The organism is Streptomyces sp. Root1304 (assembly GCF_001426405.1).
Taxonomy (GTDB): domain Bacteria; phylum Actinomycetota; class Actinomycetes; order Streptomycetales; family Streptomycetaceae; genus Streptomyces.
The window spans coordinates 245,633-261,942 of record NZ_LMEP01000023.1 but is presented as its reverse complement, the minus strand read 5'-3'; the positions used below and the strand labels follow the sequence as shown (position 1 = coordinate 261,942).

Here is a 16,310-nt window from a genome sequence, read left to right as displayed (position 1 = left end):
ACGGCGACCGCTGCTACGTTTTCGGAGGCCGTGCGAGAGAACGAGGAGGTGGTACCCGTGAACGCAGTATCGACATGGGTGCTCCCCTCCGGGGTCACGGTCGGGCGATAGGTCGTCCGGGAGCGCCTGCATGAGCACTCCCGAAAGGCACGACCATGCGATTCACTTCCGAGCAGCGCCTCGACGACGGCGTCCTCGAACGCGAATTCACCTTCGGTGACATCCCCGGCATCCTGTGGACGCCCACGTCCGGATCCTCGTCCGCACCCGCATCCTCGCTCGCGTCCACACCGGCGCCCGCGCCACTGATCCTCATCGGCCTTCCCCCGCTCGGACTGCGCAGGATGTACCCCCGGCTGGCCGGCCGGGCGCGGTACTACGCGGCGGAGTTCGGCTTCGCCTCGGCCACCATCGAGCTTCCCGGGAGTGGTGACCGGCCCCGTTGGGCCGCCGCCGAGGAGGCCCGCGCCGACCTGCGCCGGGTGATGCAGGCCGGCGAGCCGGTCAGCGGCGAGATCATCGACGCGCTCGTCCTCCCGCTCGTCGAAAGGGCGGTCCCGGAATGGCGGGCCGCCCTGGACGCCCTTCTCACGCTGCCCGGACTGGGCGGCCCTGTCGGGTACGAGGGAGGGGTGATCTCCCTCGGTATCCGACTTGCCCTGGTCGAGCCGCGTATCAAGGCCGCCGGTCTCTTCGCCGGGAGCTTCGTACCCGCCTCCATGTTCGAGGAGGCCCGCCGGGTCACCATCCCGTTGCAGGTCCTGCTGCAGTGGGACGACGAGGGGAACGACCGGCAGGCCGCCCTGGACCTGTTCGACGCCTTCGGTTCGGCGGAGAAGACGCTGCACGCCAACATGGGCGGCCACACCGGGGTCCCGCAGTTCGAGCTCGAACCCGGGGCACGGTTCTTCGCGCGGCACCTGAGGTAGCGCGAGCCGGCACGGGGCACGCACGATCAGCAGGAAGGAGGTGCCTGCGGTCCTCGGGGCCGCAGGCACCTCGGCGCCGCAGCTAAGGCCTGTCTTCAACCCCCTTGACGGGAGTGCGTGCGCCGCCGAGGAAGGCCGCGAGGCCCGTGTCGAAGTCCATGGCGGACGGGACGAACAGCACGGTCCGGTCCGGTGCGACGTACACCTTGCCGCCACCACGCCCGGTCTGTACGACGCACACGCCCGCGCCGTCCGCCAGCTCGACGACGTTCACCCCCGCGCCCGGTGCGAGACCGAGGAACGCCTCGCCGACCTCGGTCAGTTCTTCCGTACCGGCCCTCGGCGGTGAGGGCGGAGGAGGCAGGTGCTTGATGGATGCCTTCAGGTCCCGGGCCTTGCAGCCGCACCCGCCGGGCGGCCAGGCGCGTGAGCTCGCCGCCCCCTGCTCCGGGAAGCAGGCCTCCTCGTTGCTGTGCACGTGGATCTGCCCCACGCAGGGCGGCCCGCCGAACGCCGGCTGCCGGCACACGACCTCACGCCGGCAGTACGCACACCGCATGACCTCTCCCTGTCCTCCGGTCGCTCCCACGCCGCCTCTCAGCTCGCCTCGATGCCGCGGACCGCGAAGGTCTCCCACTTGCGCGGTGCGACCAGCGTGCCGTCGTCCACGGCGGTGACGCGCTTCAGGTTCGGCAGCCGCGCGAGATCGTCGAGGGAGCGGATGTCGAAGAGGTCGCCCTCGCCGCCCCAGGCCGGGGCGCAGTGCCGGTAGACCGTCAGACCCGCGTCGAAGCAGAGCGTCTCGACCTCGGCGAGGAGCTCGTCGCCGATCTCCAGTTCCTCGAAGAAGGTGCGCGACTCGTCGAGGACCTCGTCGTCGATTTCGTTCTCCAGCACGTACACCGCGGGAATGTCGATGCCCCGCTCCCGCATGCGGGCATCGAGATCGAAGGCGGGCGTGAGGAGATCCTGCCGGTACATGAGCACCTCGATCACGACAAGCTTGAAGTTGAAGTCCTTGAATGCGGCCATGCGGCAGATCTATCACGCGGCTCCGACACCACCGACGGCACGACCGGGCGCCCGCCGTCCAGGAGTTCCGCAGCCGTCGAAGGAGAGTCGTCCCGTTCAGATCGCGGCTCGACGCGACCGGCCACGCAGCCGGCCTGCACGATCACTCATGCGTGGCCGCCACCGGGGCGTCACCGGTAAGGCTCCACAACAGGTCCACGAGGTACGACAAGCGCGCATACGTCGGCAACTCGGCGGGGCGACTCACAAGCCGAGCTGCTCGCGTGTGCGCCCCCCTACCCCCTCGTCAGCCACGTCAGAGCGCCCTTGAGGTGGGAGCGGAAGAGGGGGGTTCGGTAGGTTTCCGGGGCGTGGCCCAGGGCCGTGAAGAAGACGCGGCCTCGGTCCAGTTCCCGGCACCAGACCAGGGGGTGGTCTTCGCCGTGCGTGCCGCCTCGGTAGGTGGTCTCGTCGGCTCGGGCCAGGACCCGTACTCCCGGGACTTCGCCCTCCCGGGGGTCGGAGGTGAAGTTGTACCACTCGTCCGTCCAGTCCCAGCGTTCCGGCAGCGGGGCCGTCGCCGGGTGGTCGTGGGTGTCGACCAGTACCGTTCCCCGCTGGATCTCCGGGTGGCCGGCGAAGCGGGTGCCGAGGAGTCGGCCGTAGAAGGGCCAGTCCGGTTCGGCGTTGGCCGCCGCGTGGACGGCGAGCAGGCCGCCGCCGCCCCTCAGGTACGACTCGAACGCGGCACGCCCTTCGGCGGTCAGGACGTTTCCAGTCGTGGAGAGCAGCACCACGGCGGCGCACCCGGCCAGTCTCTCCGGCGTGAACACGCCCGGGTCCTCGGTGACCTCGGCCGGGCGTCCGAGCTCGCCCGCCAGCTCCGTGAGCGCGACGGCACCGTCCGGGATCGAGTCGTGGCGGTAGCCGGTGGTGCGGGTGTAGATCAGGACGTCTGCGGTGGGCACGCGGTGAACTCCAAGCTGGGGCCGGACGGAGCGGAGCAGTCGGACAGTAAGCGCTTGCCCTCCGGCCTCCGGGGGCGACCGTAGCCACCGAAATCGCTGGGCCGCAAGCCCCGCCGTCCGGCACACTGCCCCATGACCACGAACCCGCCCGGCGCGCCGGAACCCGGAACGCCGCACGCTCGCGCCCTCGCCCACGTCGCCGCGCGCGCCGACGGCGAACCGCTCGATCCGTCCCTGCGGGTCACCCTCAACTTCCACCCGCACTTCCTCCCCCTGCTCGCTGACGACGGGGTCTACCGCTCCCAGTTCGTCACCGGCACCAGCAACGGCGGCCTCACCGCCCACCCGGGCGGCGACCGCCACCGTTGGGAGAGCCGCATCTTCGGCGCGGCCTACGACCACGCCCCCGCCGACTCCCGCCCCGTCTACGGCGCCCTGAACTTCCGTCGTCGGCCCTTCGGCGCCGCTCCCCGCTTCGGCTCCGCCCATCTGCGGCTGTCGGCCGCCGGCCTCCAGCGGGCCACCTTCTGCTATCCGGACAGCTTCCTGGAGCCGACCGACTTCGGCGTCGCCTCCCGGATGAGCCTGATCGCGCTCGCCGAGGCCGACGAGCAGGACCCCCTCGACGACTACATCGAGGCGCAGATCCACGGCCCCGTCGTCATCGCGCGGGACGTGGAGGCCCTGGTGCTCGATCCGAGCCATCGGGGTACGGAGGTGGAGGCGGCCGCCCGGCGACTGCCCTGTGCCGTCGAGTGGCACGGCGGCTTCCGCCTGTCCGTCGACGTACTGCGGGAGCACCCCGACTTCCGGGGTGCGCAGTACGTGGAACTCGGCGCCCGTATCGCCGTCGACGGATGGCTCGACCCCAGGATCGTGCAGGACGCGGCCGGATCCGGGCGGTACGACCCCCAGGACGTGAAGAGGGTCTGGCACTACCTGGCCCGCTTCGGGGCGCCGGTCGCCGCGCCGGCCGTCGACTGACAGCCCACTCCTCACGTTCGCCCCGCCGTGCGCCCGTTCCTCGTCTCCTCGGTCCGTTGTCGTATCCGATACATCTCTGTATCTTTTTGCGCGCCGTACCCCTGCCGCCGTCGTGCACCACCCCTCATCGAGGAGCCGTCATGAGCACCGTGCCGCCCGCGCTCGCCGCCGCCGTCGGGCCGCTGCCCGAGGGGGCCGTCCTTCCGCTGCCTCCCACCTTCGAGTCCGTCGAGGAGGAGCGCACCTACCGCAAGGAACAACTCGCCGCCGGATTCCGTATCTTCGGCCGGTTCGGCTTCTCCGAGGGTGTCGCCGGGCACATCACCGTCCGCGATCCCGGCGATCCGAACGCCTTCTGGGTCAACCCGTTCGGGATGAGCTTCACGCAGATCAAGGCCTCCGACCTGATCCTGGTCGACCACGAGGGGACCGTCCTCGAAGGGCGCCGGCCCGTGAACCGGGCCGCGTTCGTCATCCACTCCCGCGTCCACGCCGCCCGGCCCGACGCCGTCGCCGCCGCGCACTCGCACTCCCTGCACGGCAAGGCGTTCTCCAGCCTCGGCATCCCCCTCGACCCGATCACCCAGGACGCCTGCGCGTTCTTCGAGGACCACGGCATCTACGACGACTACCGGGGCGTCGTGAACGAGACCGAGGAGGGCGAGCGCGTCGCCAAGGCCCTCGGTGACCACAAGGCGGTCATCCTCAAGAACCACGGGCTGCTGACGGTCGGGCACTCCGTCGCCGAGGCCGTCTGGTGGTTCGTCACCATGGAGCGTTCCTGCCAGGCACAGCTGCTCGCGATGGCCGCCGGTACGCCGCAGCTGATCGACCGTGAGACCGCGCTGCTCACCCGGGGGCAGATCGGCGGCCATCTGGCGGGCTGGTTCCAGGCACGCCCCCTGTGGGATCAGATCACCGCGTCGGACCCGGACCTGTTCGACTGACCCCCCGGTTGCCCCTTCGGCGCCGGGTCCGGCGACGGGTCCGAGGCCGGAGCCGGGTCCGCCGGAGCCGGAACCGAGGCCGCGGGGCCCGGGACCTCCCGCGTCGACACTTCGAGGAGCGGCGCGAGGAACTGCCGTTCCAGGCTGCCGGGCGGCAGCGCCGCCGGTTCCACATAGCTCTGCGCGAGTCCGCCCTCGCGCAGAGCGATGAGGAGCCGGGCGAACCGGTCGGCGTCCACGGTCAGTTCCCGCCCGGCCCGGCGCAGGACGAGGGTGAGGCCGCGGGCGATCTCGGCCCGCAGCCGTGCGTCGTGGCGCGCCAGCACCCACGCGGCCTGCGGGTCGCGGATGGCGTGCAGGGTGAACTCCGTGGTGACCAGGTACCAGTCCCGCTCGTCCGGCTCGACGCGGGCGGCGAGTTCCGCGAGCCGGGTCAGCGTGTACTCCTCCGCCGTCAGCGCGTCGATCGACTCCGCGAGCCGCCGCACCGTCCGGCCGCTGTGCTCGTCGAAGAGGGCGAGGAAGAGTTCTTCCTTGCTGGCGAAGTTCGAGTAGTACGCGCCCCGCGTGTATCCGGCGCGCTCGCAGATCTGCTCGATCGTCGTCGCGTGGAAGCCGTGCTCGGCGAAGGTCTCCAGGGCGGCCTTCAGGAGCGCCGCGCGGGTACGGGGCCGCCGCCTGGTGACACCTTTCGGCACGGGTGCCTCCTCCTTCGTCCGGGCCGCGTCACGCGGCGGACGCCCACCCTACCGGCGCTCCCATCCCGGGCAGGGACGAGCACCGGCGGATAAAATTCACGCATGGGAGAGCGGCCCGTCGCGCCCGCGGCGCCCGAACTGGTCCTCGAGATCGACGGGGACGCGACGCGCATGGACCCGAGCCGCGTCTATCGCATCGGGCGCGACCCCACCAGCGATGTCGTGCTGTCGGACGCACGGGCGTCCTGGCACCACGCGGTGCTCGGCGCCGTGAACGCCCACTGGACGCTGACCGACGAGGGCAGCACGAACGGCACCTTCACGGACGGTACGCGGGTGGCCGGGGCGCGGGAGGTCGGTCCCGGGACGGTCGTACGGTTCGGGCATCCGGTGGACGGCCCACGCGCCGTGCTTTCGGCGAGCGCGACGGCGGAACCCCAGGTCAGGGGGGCGACGGCGGAGCCGGAGGCCCGGCCGGCGCCTGCGGAGCCCGGGGCCGGCGGCGCCCCCGCGGCGGAGCCCGAGGCCCGGCCCGCGCCGGTGGAGCCCGAAGCCCGCTCCCAGCCGGAGCCGGAGTCGGCACCGGAGCCTGCGCCGGGGCCGGGGCCGGGGCCGGAATCGCAGCCGCAGCCGTCGCCGCCAGAAGCCCGTAGCACCCCGCCGGAACCCGAAGTCCGGCGCACCCCCGTAGCCCCGGTGGCCCCGATGGCCCCCGCAACGCCCGTACCCCCGGCCGAACCCCGAGCCCCACAGCCTCCGCAAGACCCCGCCCCGTCCTCCTCCGCCCCGCCCCCCTCCGTCTCCCACCCCGCCGCCACCGGGACCTTCCGGCGGCCGACCTCCGTGCGGCCGTTGCCGGCCCACAGCATCCGGATCGGGCGTGCGCCCGACAACGACCTCGTCGTCTCCGATCTCGTCGTCTCCCGGCGGCACGCCGAGCTCCGCGCGCACCCGGACGGCACGTACTGGATCCATGACCTCGGCAGTCACAACGGCACCTTCCTCAACGGCCTCCCCGTCGTCGACGCCCGTGTCACCGCGGACGACATCGTCGGCGTCGGGCGTTCCGCGTTCTGTCTGATCGGCGGACAGCTGGTCGAGTTCACCGACACCGGCGAGGTCTCCCTCGACGTGCGGTCGCTCGCCGTCACCGTCGACCACGGCCGGCGCACGCTCCTCGACGAGGTGTCGTTCCCGGTGGGCGAGAAGTGCCTGCTCGCGGTCGTCGGGCCGTCCGGCGCCGGAAAGTCGACCCTCCTCGGCGCACTCACCGGCCAGCGCCCCGCCGACCGGGGCAGCGTGCTCTACGACGGCCGTGACCTGTACCGGGACTACGCCGAGCTGCGCCAGCGCATCGGGCTGGTCCCGCAGGACGACATCCTCCACCTCCAGCTGACCGTGCGCCGCGCCCTCGGATACGCCGCCGAGCTGCGCTTCCCCGAGGACACCGAGCGTCCGGAGCGGCAGGCCCGCGTGGACGAGGTGATCCGCGAGCTGGGGCTCGTGGAGCGGGCGGAGCAGCCGATCCACAGTCTCTCCGGCGGGCAGCGCAAGCGGGTGAGCGTCGCGCTGGAACTGCTCACCAAGCCCTCGCTCCTCTTCCTCGACGAGCCGACCTCCGGCCTGGACCCGGGCATGGACCGCTCCGTGATGCACATGCTGCGCGGGCTCGCGGACGACGGGCGGACGGTCGTCGTGGTCACCCACAGCGTGCTCAGCCTGGACGTGTGCGACCGCCTTCTGGTGCTCGCCCCGGGCGGCCGGATCGCCTACTACGGGCCGCCGGCGGACTCCCTCGGCTTCTTCGGCTTCGAACAGTGGCCGGAGGCCTTCGAGGCCTTCGAGAACGACCGGGACCGCGACTGGGCCGGTCAGTTCCGTTCGTCGCGCTTCCACCGCCGGTACGTCACGGACGCGACGGCCCGGCCGGACGTCCCCGTACCCGCTGCCGCCGCCGCTGCCGCTGCCCCCGAAGCCCACGCCGTCCCCGCGGGCCGGGAACCCGGCCCCCCGCCCAAGGCGCAGAGCTGGTCCTCCCAGCTGCGGACCCTGGTACGGCGTTACGCGGCGGCGCTCTCCGCCGACCGCACCTTCCTCGCCATCATGATCGCGTTGCCGTTCGTGATGGGCGCGATGGCCAGGGCCCTGTCCGAGGGCAGTCTCAACCCCGAGTCGACGTTGAACGTCCTGCTCATCCTCTGTGTGGGCGGGGTCCTCACGGGCGCGGCGAACGCCGTGCGCGAGCTGGTCAAGGAACGCACGATCTACCGGCGCGAGAGAGCCGTCGGGCTGTCCCGCTCCGCGTACCTCGCCTCCAAGGTGGTCGTCCTCGGTCTGATCACGGTCGTGCAGTCCGTGGTCCTGACCCTGGTGGCGCTGATCGGCGTCCCGCTGAACGTGCCCGACGGCAAGGGCGTCCTGATGCCCCCGCTCGTCGAGATCACCCTCGCCGTCGCGCTGCTCGCCTTCACCGCGATGATGCTCGGCCTGTTCGTGTCGGCGCTCGTGCGCAAGGAGGAGGTGACGATGCCGCTGCTCGTCCTCCTCGCGATCGTGCAGGTGGTGTTCTGCGGCGCCCTCCTGACGGTACGGGGCACCCCCGTCCTGGAGCAGCTGGCCTGGCTGGTGCCCTCGCGCTGGGCGTTCGCGGCGATGGGCGCGACGATCGACATCGGGAAGGTCGCGCCGAGCGAGAAGACGGCGGATCCGCTGATGGATCACACGGCGCAGGCCTGGTTGTTCGACATGGGCATGCTGGTCGTGCTCTGTCTCGTCCTCGGTCTGGTCGTGGCCCGGCTGCTGCGCCGCCACGAGCCGGTCGTGATGCGGAGGTAGGCCCCGTGAGCGTCCCCGTACCCGAGTACGTGCCGGATTTCCGGCCCACCCACGTCGTGCCGCGCGACGGGCTCTCCGCGTGGGAGGCGCCTGATCCGGGGCTGCCGACGACGCCGCTCGACGGGTTCCTGCCGGTACGCCTGGAGGAGCGGGCCGGTGACTGGGGCCGGATCCAGTGCGCCAACGGGTGGACGGCGTGGGTGGACGCGCGGCTCCTGGTCTCCGTGCCCGAGGACCCGCCGGCGGCGGGCCGGCCGCTCACCAGGACCGCCGATCCTCGCCCGCTGATCGCCCGCGCCGAGGACGCGATCGGCCGCTACCGGCGCGCCGCGGAGGAACTCGGCGCCCAGCGGCTCGACGGCGAGCAGTTCCGGCTGCGGACCCGGGGCCTGCGGGTCGGCATGGTCGTCGACGGGGAGTCGGTGTGGCTGTACGACGCCGAGCACGAGCGCTGGGTGTACTGCGACGGCGTGGGGCTCAGTACGTACGTCGCCTCCTCCGTGCCCTCGATCAGCGCCGCGCCCTCACCCTCACCCTCAGGCTCACCCACGGACGCGGAGTCTCTTCCGGCCCCGGTCGCCGCCGGATTCGCCGGGACGGACGCCGACGCCGAGCCCGGATCCGACGCCGAAACCAGCCCCGGCACCGACGCCGAGGAGTCCGGGGAGGACGACGCGCACGAACGGACCCGTCCCGTCCCCGTGGCGCACGAGCCGACGCAGGTGGTCGCGCAGGTCGACGCCCAGGTGCCGGCCGGACCGCCGCCGACGCAGGTCGTCAAGGCACCGCCCGCTCCGGCCGGTGAGGAATGATGGCCGGCGGGCCGCGCGACGACGGCCCCGAGCTCCCGGCGGGCCGCGCCTCGGGCCTTCTCGGGAAGGAGATCGCGGGCTACCGCGTGGAGGGCGAGATCGGCCGCGGTGGCATGGCGGTCGTCTACCGGGCACGTGACCTGCGGCTCGACCGTACGGTGGCGCTCAAACTGCTCGCTCCCGAACTGGCCCGCAACGACACCTTCCGCAAGCGCTTCGCGCACGAGTCCCGCGTCGCCGCCTCCATCGACCACCCGCACATCGTGCCGGTCTTCGAGGCGGGCGAGACGGAGGGCGTGCTGTACATCGCGATGCGGTACGTGGCCGGGCAGGACCTCGTGGCCCTGCTGGACCGGGAGGGGCCGCTGCCCCCGGTGAAGGCCGGCCGGATCGCCGTACAGGTCGCGTCGGCGCTGGACGCGGCGCACGCGCACGACCTGGTGCACCGGGACGTGAAGCCCGGCAACATCCTGGTCGCCGAGGGCACCGACCGCGACCACCCCGAGCACGTCTACCTCACCGACTTCGGGCTGACGAAGAAGTCCCTCTCGCTGACCGGGTTCACGACCGTGGGCGAGTTCGTCGGGACGCTCGACTACGTGGCGCCCGAGCAGATCTCGGGCAAGCCGGTGGACGGCCGCTGCGATGTCTACGGGCTCGCGTGCGTGGTGTTCGAGACCCTGACGGGGGCGCCGCCGTTCCGCCGCGACACGGACTGGGCGGTGCTGTGGGCGCAGCAGTACGACCCTCCGCCGCCGCTCGCCGAGGTGCGGCCGGGGCTGCCCGCCGCCGCGGACGCCGTGTTCGCGAGGGCGCTGGCGAAGACGCCCGAGGAGCGGTACGGCACGTGTCTGGAATTCGTCGCGGAGCTGCGCGCCGCGCTCTCCTCGGGCGGCACGGAGTCGGTCGTACGGAAGCGGACCGAGCCGGTGGGGCCGCCGCGCGACCCGCCCGTGTGGGCGCGGCCGGTGTTCCGGGAGCTGTAGCCGACGGGACGGGCCGATCGGCGTGTCTCCGGGCTCCTGCCTTGTTTCATGCAGTACTGAGGCCTCTGCCTCACTTCTTTCCGTCCTGGCTCTCCACCTCGCCCTTGCGGTGCACCCGCGAGGCCAGCAGGGCGGCGACGAAGCCGAAGGCGAGGCCCCAGAGAAGGGCGAATCCGGCCGTCTTCCAGACGTGCGGGCGCAGCACCACTTCCCCGCCGAGCGATTCGAACTCGCCGATGCCGAGCACCGAGAGTCCGAAGTGCGCCTCCACCAGGGTGAGCGGGGCGACGACCAGCATGGTCAGCGCGAACGCGATGCCGAGGTGCAGGGCGTGCTGCCACGGCCGGACCCGGGCCGGGGAGCGTACGACCGCCACGAACGCCACGGCGAGGACGAGGACGGCGGCGACGGGGAGCAGCCACCAGGCCCGGCCGTCCTGCGCGGCCAGCGAGCCGAGGTCGACGGTGGAGAGGTCGGGGTTCTCGCGCGTGCCGCCCCCCTGCCGCAGGACGGCGTCGAGGACCTGGGGCATGGGCAGGCCGAAGGGTCCGTTGACCGTGCCCTCCCAGGAGCCACCGATGCCGACGCCGAGGGCGAGCCAGGTGACGTTGGGCAGACCGAGCAGCAGGACGGCGAAGGTCTCCGCGGCATGTCCCTTGGTGGCCGCGACGACCAGGCCGATGACCAGGCCCACGACCACGTACGCGAGGACCAGCAGGAGCATCGCGTGGGCGGCGGGCCGGACGGGTTCCTGGTAGCGGACGAGCCGGGGCGGCAGCGGGGTGCTGCGCGAGACGAGCAGGGCGACGACGAGGACGCCGAGGATCCACAGGAGGCCGTAGAACAGGGTGGGGCCGAGGTCGGTGCGGAAGCCGACGGTGGGATTCACGGCGTCGAGGAGCTCGCCGAACAGGTCCATCAGGGACCCTTGCGCGTCGCCGACGCCGGGCAGGGTGATCGGGAAGTCGTGCCGGGCGAACGCGGAGAGACCCGCGAGACCGGCCAGCCAGAGGACGACAATGCTCGCCGCGCGGAACCCGAGGTCGTGGGAGGTGGTGACGGCGTGGTGGCGCAGGGGGCGCAGGAAACAGAAGCCGGTGACCAGTGCGCCCACCAGGGTGACGGTGAGGGGCATGGCGGTCAGCGCGGCCTGGGTTCCGGCGAGGGACCCGGCGTCGCCGGAGAGTTCGACCTTGCCGCCGGAGGCCAGGACGACGACGGCGGCCAGGATCGCGGGGAAGCCGCCGGGCAGGTCACCGGCGCCCGCGGCCCAGAGGCCGAGGGCCGCGACGACGCCCATGGCGAGGTAGCCGGCGACCACCGCCGCCAGGGCCTGGAGGGCGATGCGCGCGAGGCGGCCGCCCGTGGTCACGGCGGGCGGCACGGAGCTGGGGGTGGAGAGCCGACTGCTCACCCTGCCCACGCTAGTACCGGTGGGGTCCGCCCGCTTGCGGACGGACGGGCGGGTGGGGGCGTCTGTGCACGCGTACGGAGGGTCCCGTGCACGCGTACGGGGTCGCCGGTGTACGGGCACGGAGTCGCCTCCGCTTGCGGAGGGGTGCCGTCCGGCGCACACAATGGGCCCGGTACGGAAGAAAGGGAAAAAAGTGACTTCCCACCCGCCGTCCGGCCCACCGTCGGTTCCGCCCACAGGTCCCCCCTCGGGCCCCCTCTCGGGCCCGAGTACACGCCCCGGGGCCGCCGGTCCCCCACCGCCGCCCGGACCGCCCCACGACGGTTCGGGGGGCGGTGGGGGCGGCGGATCGGGCGGCGGCTCGTCCGGTGGCGGCCCCGGAAGCGGCGGCGGCACCCCGGGCGGTCCCGGTGGCGCGGACGGCAAGGGCGGCCCCGGCAAGGGCCCCTGGTGGCGCTCCGTCCCGAAGGTCGCCTCGGTCACCGCCGTCCTGGTCGCGGCCGCCGCGCTCGCCGTCGTCCTCACCAACCGCCCCGACAATTCGGGCGACACGGCGGGAGGCTCCGGTGGCGGCGAGGTCTTCCTCCAGAACGCGGCGGCCTCCGGGCCCGACCCGTTCACCAGGTCGACGGCCCGCAATGACGGCGCCTCCGCCTCCCCGGCCTCGCTGCCGCCCCGTACCGCTTCGGCCGCGACCGAGGTCTCGGGGTCGACCCCCGGTCTCTACGGCGGGACGCAGTCGGTGAGCAGCTGCGACGTGGAGCAGCAGGTGCGCTACCTCTCGGGCGAACCCGCGAAGAACGCGGCCTTCGCCTCGGTCCTGGGCATCTCCGCCGCCGACGTGCCGGGCTATCTGCGCTCCCTGACCCCGCTTCAGCTCCGCGCCGACACCCGGGTGACGAACCACGGCTTCAAGGACGGCGCCGCCACCACGTTTCAGGCGGTTCTGCAGACCGGCACCGCGGTCATGGTCGACGGTCGCGGGGTGCCCCGGGTGCGCTGCGCCTGCGGCAATCCGCTGACCGGTCCGGTGGCGCAGAAGTCGCCCCGGACGACGGGCACGCCGTGGCAGGGCTACCAGTCCTCCCAGGTGGTCGTGGTGGCGCCGTCGGTGACGGTCGTGAACGTCTTCGTGGTGTACGACCCCCAGGACGACAGCTGGTTCGCACGGCAGCACGGCGACCACGGCAAGCACGACAAGCCGACCCCGCCGCCTCCCCCGCCGCCCACGGTCTCCCCGTCGACGTCGCCGTCCACCTCGGCCTCGACGTCCACATCGCCGTCCACCTCGCCGTCGTCCCCGGTGCCGTGTGTGACGGTGACGGGTACGGAGACGCCGACGCCCAGTGGTGGCGTCACGCCCTCGCCGTGTCCGTCCACGCTGTCCCCCACGGCGTCGCCGTCCTCGCCGTCGACCTCGCCGTCGGACACCTCGTCGCCGTCGAGCGTCCCTCCGCCGTCGACCGACTCGTCACCGTCGACGCAGTCGTCGGGTCCGGAGTCCGGGCCCGTGACGGACAGTTCGGCGGCGGACCTGACGACGACCGGCCAGTCGGCCGCGGTGAGTTCCGCGGCGACGTCCCCGTCGGGTTCCGTCTCGGGTTCCGTCTTCGCTTCGGGATCCACTTCGGGATCCGCTTCGGCGGCTGTCACCGTTCCGGCCGCCGGTCCGGGGCCCGCTCCCTGGGTCTGAGCGGCCCCGGCCCCTCAGCCCGCTCCCCCGTCGGCCCGCGCCCCGTCCACCCGTACCCCCGTTTCGGTCGGCCCGCGCCGACCTGAGACGGGGGTACGGGTGTTCCGGCGCAGTACCCGGGCCTCGCCGGGCAGCAGGGCCGGGCCCGGCACGGTCAGCACCGGGGACTCCGCCCGGCGTACGACCGCCCGCAGGACCGCGCGGCGGCGCAGCCGGCCCCGGCGGCCGCTTCCCGGCGCGGAGCCGAGAACCAGCAGGTCGCCGGGGCGGTCGGCCGTCGCGCACAGCACCGCCGCCGGGGCGCCCCTGACCACACGGCCCTCGAGGTCGACATCCGAGGGGACTCCGCCGAGCCCCTCGACGAAGGCGTCCTCCAGACGGTGGCGGGCGTCCTCGGCCCAGGTTCGGGCCCAGGCCCGGTCGGGCATCCGGGCGTACAGCGCCTCGCCCTCGGGGGGCTCCCACGCGAGGACCGCGAGGACGGGCACCTCGTCACGCCGGCCGAGGGCGGTCGCGTACCGCAGGGCGGCGAGCGAGGCGAGCGAACCGGTCACCCCGACGACGACCCGGGCCACGGGGCCGGCCGGATACCCCGCAGGCCCGTTCACGCCTGTTCGGCGGGTCGCGGGCGGGCGGAGGCGGACACCGGACGGACGGCCCGGGTCCCCCCGGGGCGCGGGACGCGCAGCGCCTTCAGCCAGGCGCCGATCGGCAGGGGTCGCGCCGCCGTCTCCTCGGCCCGCCGCTGCCACATCCGCTCGTCGCGGTCGGTGAAGTGTCCGGACATCGACTTGTCTCCTTTCGAGGTGGCCACCAGGCCACTCAAAGGAGTCTGTAACCTTATTGGCCCGGACAGCAGAGCCAATGAGGAGTGATTGGCATGGCAATGGCACACGTGGTCCGCACCGTGGACCGCACCCTTACGGGCCGCCAGCTCGCGTCGCTGCTCACCCCGCCCCCCGACGGCCGCTTCGGCTACCGGGAGCTCGCGCGGGCGGTGCGCGAGGCGCTGCTCGACGGGCGGGTGGCGCTGGGTCTCCGGCTGCCGGCCGAGCGGGAACTCGCCACCGTGCTCGCCGTCAGCAGGACGACGGTGACCGGTGCGTACGACCTGCTCAGGGAGAGCGGGTACGCGCACAGCCGGCGTGGCGCGGGCACCTGGACCGCGCTCCCCGACGGTCAGGCGCCGACCTCGCTCGGCGCCTTCCACGACGACACCGGGACCACGATCGACCTCGCCCTGGCCGCGCCCGAGGCACCGGCGGAGGAACTGGCCGCCGCGCTCACGGCCGCCGCGGCCGAGCTGCCCCGCTACGCGGGCACTCAGGGCTACCACCCGTACGGGCTGCCCGCGCTGCGCGCCGCCGTCGCCGAGCGCTACACCGCGCGCGGGCTGCCGACCCTGCCGGAACAGATACTCGTCACCACGGGTGCCCAGCAGGCGCTCTCGCTGGTCCTCACGCTGCTGGGCCGGCCCGGCGACCGGGTGCTCGCCGAGAACCCCTCGTACACCAACGCCCTCGACGCGATGCGCGGCCGTATGCTCCGTGTCACCCCGGTTCCGGTCACGGAGGCCGGCTGGGACACCGGGCTCGTCGACGCCGCGCTCCGGCAGACCGCGCCGCGCCTGGCCTATCTGATCCCGGACTTCCACAATCCGACCGGGCACCTGATGCCTCAGGAGCAGCGCCGGGACCTCGCGCGGGCCGCGCGGTCCACCGGGACCTGGCTGGTGGTGGACGAGACGCTGACGGACATCGCCCTGGACGTGCCCGCGCCGCTGCCGTTCGCGGCGACCGCCGCCGGCGGGGACGGCGAGCAGATCGTCTCGGTCGGCTCGCTGAGCAAGAGCTGCTGGGGCGGCCTCCGGGTCGGCTGGGTCCGGGCCGCTTCCCGGGTCGTGACCGAGCTGGCCAGGGTGCGGATCACCGCCGACCTGTCCGGTTCGGTACTCGACCAGTTGGTGGCCGTGGCCCTCCTGGACCGGCTCGACGTGATCCTGCCGCGCCGCGTCGAGGAGCTGCGGCTGCGCCGCGACGCGCTGACCTCGGCCCTGGCCCGCCATGTGCCCGAGTGGCGCTGGACGGTGCCGCCGGGCGGGATGTGCCTGTGGATCGACCTGGGCCGGCCGGTCGCCTCGGGCCTCGCCACGCGCGCCCTGCGACACGGGGTGCGGGTCGAGGGCGGCGCCCGGTTCGGAGTCGACCCCGGTACGCACGAGCACCGGCTGCGCATCCCGTTCACGCTGCCCGCGGAGGTGTACGAGCCGGCGGCGGAACGGCTCGCGGCGGCCCTCGACGGCGCCCCGGGCGGCTTCGCCACCCCCGCGCTCCCGGACTGGGTGGCCTGACGGGCGCGGGCGGGCGGGCGGGGCGCGCGTACCGGCGCGGGCATCCGACTGAGGCGCGTGCGTACGCGGGCGTCCGGAGGAGTGCGTACCGGCGCGGGCGTCCGGAGGCGGCGGGTATTTCGGATGCCCGTCCCAGGGGGTCCGTGTACGGTCCACCGAGTGGAACCTTTGACCGACAAGCAGATCCGCTCGTCCTTCGTGAACAGCACCAAGGGCGAGGCGGCCCGCCTCAAGCTGCCGCTCGACTTCGCCGAACTCCCCTGGGACGACCTGGACTTCCTCGGCTGGATCGACCCGGGCGCGCCGCTCCGCGCCCATCTGGTCGTCCCCCGTCCGGACGGGCCGGTCGGGGTGAGCCTGCGGGTCCCGGCGGCCGGCCGGACCAGCGCGGTGAAGTCGAGCATGTGCCAGGTGTGTCTGACCGCGCACGCCTCCTCCGGCGTCACCCTGCTCGTGGCACCGCTCGCCGGCCCCCGGGGCCGCGAGGGGAACACGGTCGGCATCTACCTCTGCGCCGACCTGGCGTGTTCCCTCTACGTCCGGGGCAAGCGGCAGCCCAAGCTGCGCCACCGCCGCCACGAGGAGTCCCTGACCCTCGACGAACAGGTCGCCCGCCTCACGGGCAACCTGGACGCCTTCCTCGGCCGGATCACGGCGGGCTGAACACCCGCCCGGCCCGGCAC

16 protein-coding genes are annotated in these 16,310 nt (G+C 73.4%); 9 read left to right on the top strand and 7 right to left on the bottom strand.

The window, feature by feature from the left end; all coding sequences use genetic code 11:
* The first annotated feature begins 155 nt into the window (after window positions 1–155).
* Window positions 156–929 (top strand): hypothetical protein, encoded by a 774-nt coding sequence (locus ASD33_RS23400; RefSeq protein ID WP_056563882.1) that lies wholly within the window; start codon window positions 156–158, stop codon window positions 927–929.
* Between the two features lie 82 nt (window positions 930–1,011).
* On the opposite strand, the gene ASD33_RS36505 is transcribed toward ASD33_RS23400, so the two are convergent.
* From ASD33_RS36505 to ASD33_RS23385, 3 genes are all read right to left on the bottom strand, one after another.
* A complete protein-coding gene (locus ASD33_RS36505) occupies window positions 1,012–1,407 on the bottom strand; it encodes a hypothetical protein (RefSeq protein ID WP_242427232.1) in 396 nt (131 codons plus the stop codon).
* 119 nt (window positions 1,408–1,526) lie between these two features.
* Window positions 1,527–1,961 (bottom strand): hypothetical protein, encoded by a 435-nt coding sequence (locus tag ASD33_RS23390; RefSeq protein ID WP_056563879.1) that lies wholly within the window; start codon window positions 1,959–1,961, stop codon window positions 1,527–1,529.
* A gap of 275 nt (window positions 1,962–2,236) precedes the next feature.
* A complete protein-coding gene (locus tag ASD33_RS23385; RefSeq protein ID WP_056563876.1) occupies window positions 2,237–2,908 on the bottom strand; it encodes a ThuA domain-containing protein in 672 nt (223 codons plus the stop codon).
* Window positions 2,909–3,040: 132 nt separating this feature from the next.
* Here ASD33_RS23385 and ASD33_RS23380 point away from each other — a divergent pair, with 132 nt between their 5' ends.
* Together ASD33_RS23380 and ASD33_RS23375 are read left to right on the top strand one after the other, a co-directional pair.
* Window positions 3,041–3,892 carry a DUF3626 domain-containing protein gene (locus ASD33_RS23380; protein WP_056563874.1) on the top strand — a complete coding sequence of 284 codons (852 nt, stop codon included), beginning with the start codon at window positions 3,041–3,043 and terminating at the stop codon, window positions 3,890–3,892.
* Between the two features lie 140 nt (window positions 3,893–4,032).
* Window positions 4,033–4,839, top strand: coding sequence for a class II aldolase/adducin family protein (locus tag ASD33_RS23375; protein ID WP_056563870.1), 807 nt, complete (start codon window positions 4,033–4,035; stop codon window positions 4,837–4,839).
* On the opposite strand, the gene ASD33_RS23370 is transcribed toward ASD33_RS23375, so the two are convergent.
* Window positions 4,803–5,537, bottom strand: a complete 735-nt coding sequence (locus ASD33_RS23370; RefSeq protein ID WP_277922098.1) for a TetR/AcrR family transcriptional regulator — start codon at window positions 5,535–5,537, stop codon at window positions 4,803–4,805. The two genes, ASD33_RS23375 and ASD33_RS23370, sit on opposite strands and share 37 nt — an antisense overlap.
* Window positions 5,538–5,639: 102 nt before the next feature.
* Here ASD33_RS23370 and ASD33_RS23365 point away from each other — a divergent pair, with 102 nt between their 5' ends.
* From ASD33_RS23365 to ASD33_RS23355, 3 genes are read left to right on the top strand one after another with little or no spacing between them, the layout of a single operon-like run.
* Window positions 5,640–8,372, top strand: a complete 2,733-nt coding sequence (locus ASD33_RS23365; RefSeq protein WP_056563866.1) for an FHA domain-containing protein — start codon at window positions 5,640–5,642, stop codon at window positions 8,370–8,372.
* A 5-nt stretch (window positions 8,373–8,377) separates the two neighbouring features.
* Window positions 8,378–9,184 (top strand): hypothetical protein, encoded by an 807-nt coding sequence (locus ASD33_RS23360; protein ID WP_056563863.1) that lies wholly within the window; start codon window positions 8,378–8,380, stop codon window positions 9,182–9,184.
* Window positions 9,184–10,170, top strand: a complete 987-nt coding sequence (locus ASD33_RS23355; protein WP_056563860.1) for a serine/threonine-protein kinase — start codon at window positions 9,184–9,186, stop codon at window positions 10,168–10,170. Before ASD33_RS23360 ends, ASD33_RS23355 begins: the two co-directional genes overlap by 1 nt.
* 70 nt (window positions 10,171–10,240) lie before the next feature.
* On the opposite strand, the gene ASD33_RS23350 is transcribed toward ASD33_RS23355, so the two are convergent.
* The gene (locus tag ASD33_RS23350) at window positions 10,241–11,593 is read right to left on the bottom strand and encodes a streptophobe family protein (RefSeq protein ID WP_199863580.1); all 1,353 of its coding nucleotides are present in this window, start codon (window positions 11,591–11,593) and stop codon (window positions 10,241–10,243) included.
* Between the two features lie 184 nt (window positions 11,594–11,777).
* On the opposite strand from ASD33_RS23350, the gene ASD33_RS34460 reads away from it, so the two are divergent.
* Window positions 11,778–13,277, top strand: coding sequence for a DUF6777 domain-containing protein (locus ASD33_RS34460; RefSeq protein ID WP_347232305.1), 1,500 nt, complete (start codon window positions 11,778–11,780; stop codon window positions 13,275–13,277).
* Window positions 13,278–13,291: 14 nt separating this feature from the next.
* Here the strand turns inward: ASD33_RS34460 and ASD33_RS34455 are convergent, their stop codons facing one another.
* Window positions 13,292–13,852: a universal stress protein gene (locus tag ASD33_RS34455; protein ID WP_056563853.1), complete on the bottom strand. Its 561-nt coding sequence runs from the start codon at window positions 13,850–13,852 to the stop codon at window positions 13,292–13,294.
* Window positions 13,853–13,881: 29 nt separating this feature from the next.
* Window positions 13,882–14,064, bottom strand: a complete 183-nt coding sequence (locus ASD33_RS35550; protein ID WP_056563850.1) for a hypothetical protein — start codon at window positions 14,062–14,064, stop codon at window positions 13,882–13,884.
* Between the two features lie 93 nt (window positions 14,065–14,157).
* Here ASD33_RS35550 and ASD33_RS23330 point away from each other — a divergent pair, with 93 nt between their 5' ends.
* Window positions 14,158–15,627, top strand: a complete 1,470-nt coding sequence (locus ASD33_RS23330; protein ID WP_056563847.1) for a PLP-dependent aminotransferase family protein — start codon at window positions 14,158–14,160, stop codon at window positions 15,625–15,627.
* Window positions 15,628–15,786: 159 nt separating this feature from the next.
* Entirely contained in the window at window positions 15,787–16,290 is a 504-nt protein-coding gene (locus ASD33_RS23325; protein WP_056563844.1) for an FBP domain-containing protein, read from the top strand.
* Window positions 16,291–16,310 lie beyond the last annotated feature (20 nt).

Coding starts and splice junctions, on each gene's coding strand:
- ASD33_RS23330 (WP_056563847.1), top strand. CDS start 14,158: ATGGCAATGGCACACGTGGTCCGCACCGTGGACCGCACCCTTACGGGC.
- ASD33_RS35550 (WP_056563850.1), bottom strand. CDS start 14,064: ATGTCCGGACACTTCACCGACCGCGACGAGCGGATGTGGCAGCGGCGG.
- ASD33_RS23375 (WP_056563870.1), top strand. CDS start 4,033: ATGAGCACCGTGCCGCCCGCGCTCGCCGCCGCCGTCGGGCCGCTGCCC.
- ASD33_RS23380 (WP_056563874.1), top strand. CDS start 3,041: ATGACCACGAACCCGCCCGGCGCGCCGGAACCCGGAACGCCGCACGCT.
- ASD33_RS23365 (WP_056563866.1), top strand. CDS start 5,640: ATGGGAGAGCGGCCCGTCGCGCCCGCGGCGCCCGAACTGGTCCTCGAG.
- ASD33_RS23390 (WP_056563879.1), bottom strand. CDS start 1,961: ATGGCCGCATTCAAGGACTTCAACTTCAAGCTTGTCGTGATCGAGGTG.
- ASD33_RS23355 (WP_056563860.1), top strand. CDS start 9,184: ATGGCCGGCGGGCCGCGCGACGACGGCCCCGAGCTCCCGGCGGGCCGC.
- ASD33_RS23400 (WP_056563882.1), top strand. CDS start 156: ATGCGATTCACTTCCGAGCAGCGCCTCGACGACGGCGTCCTCGAACGC.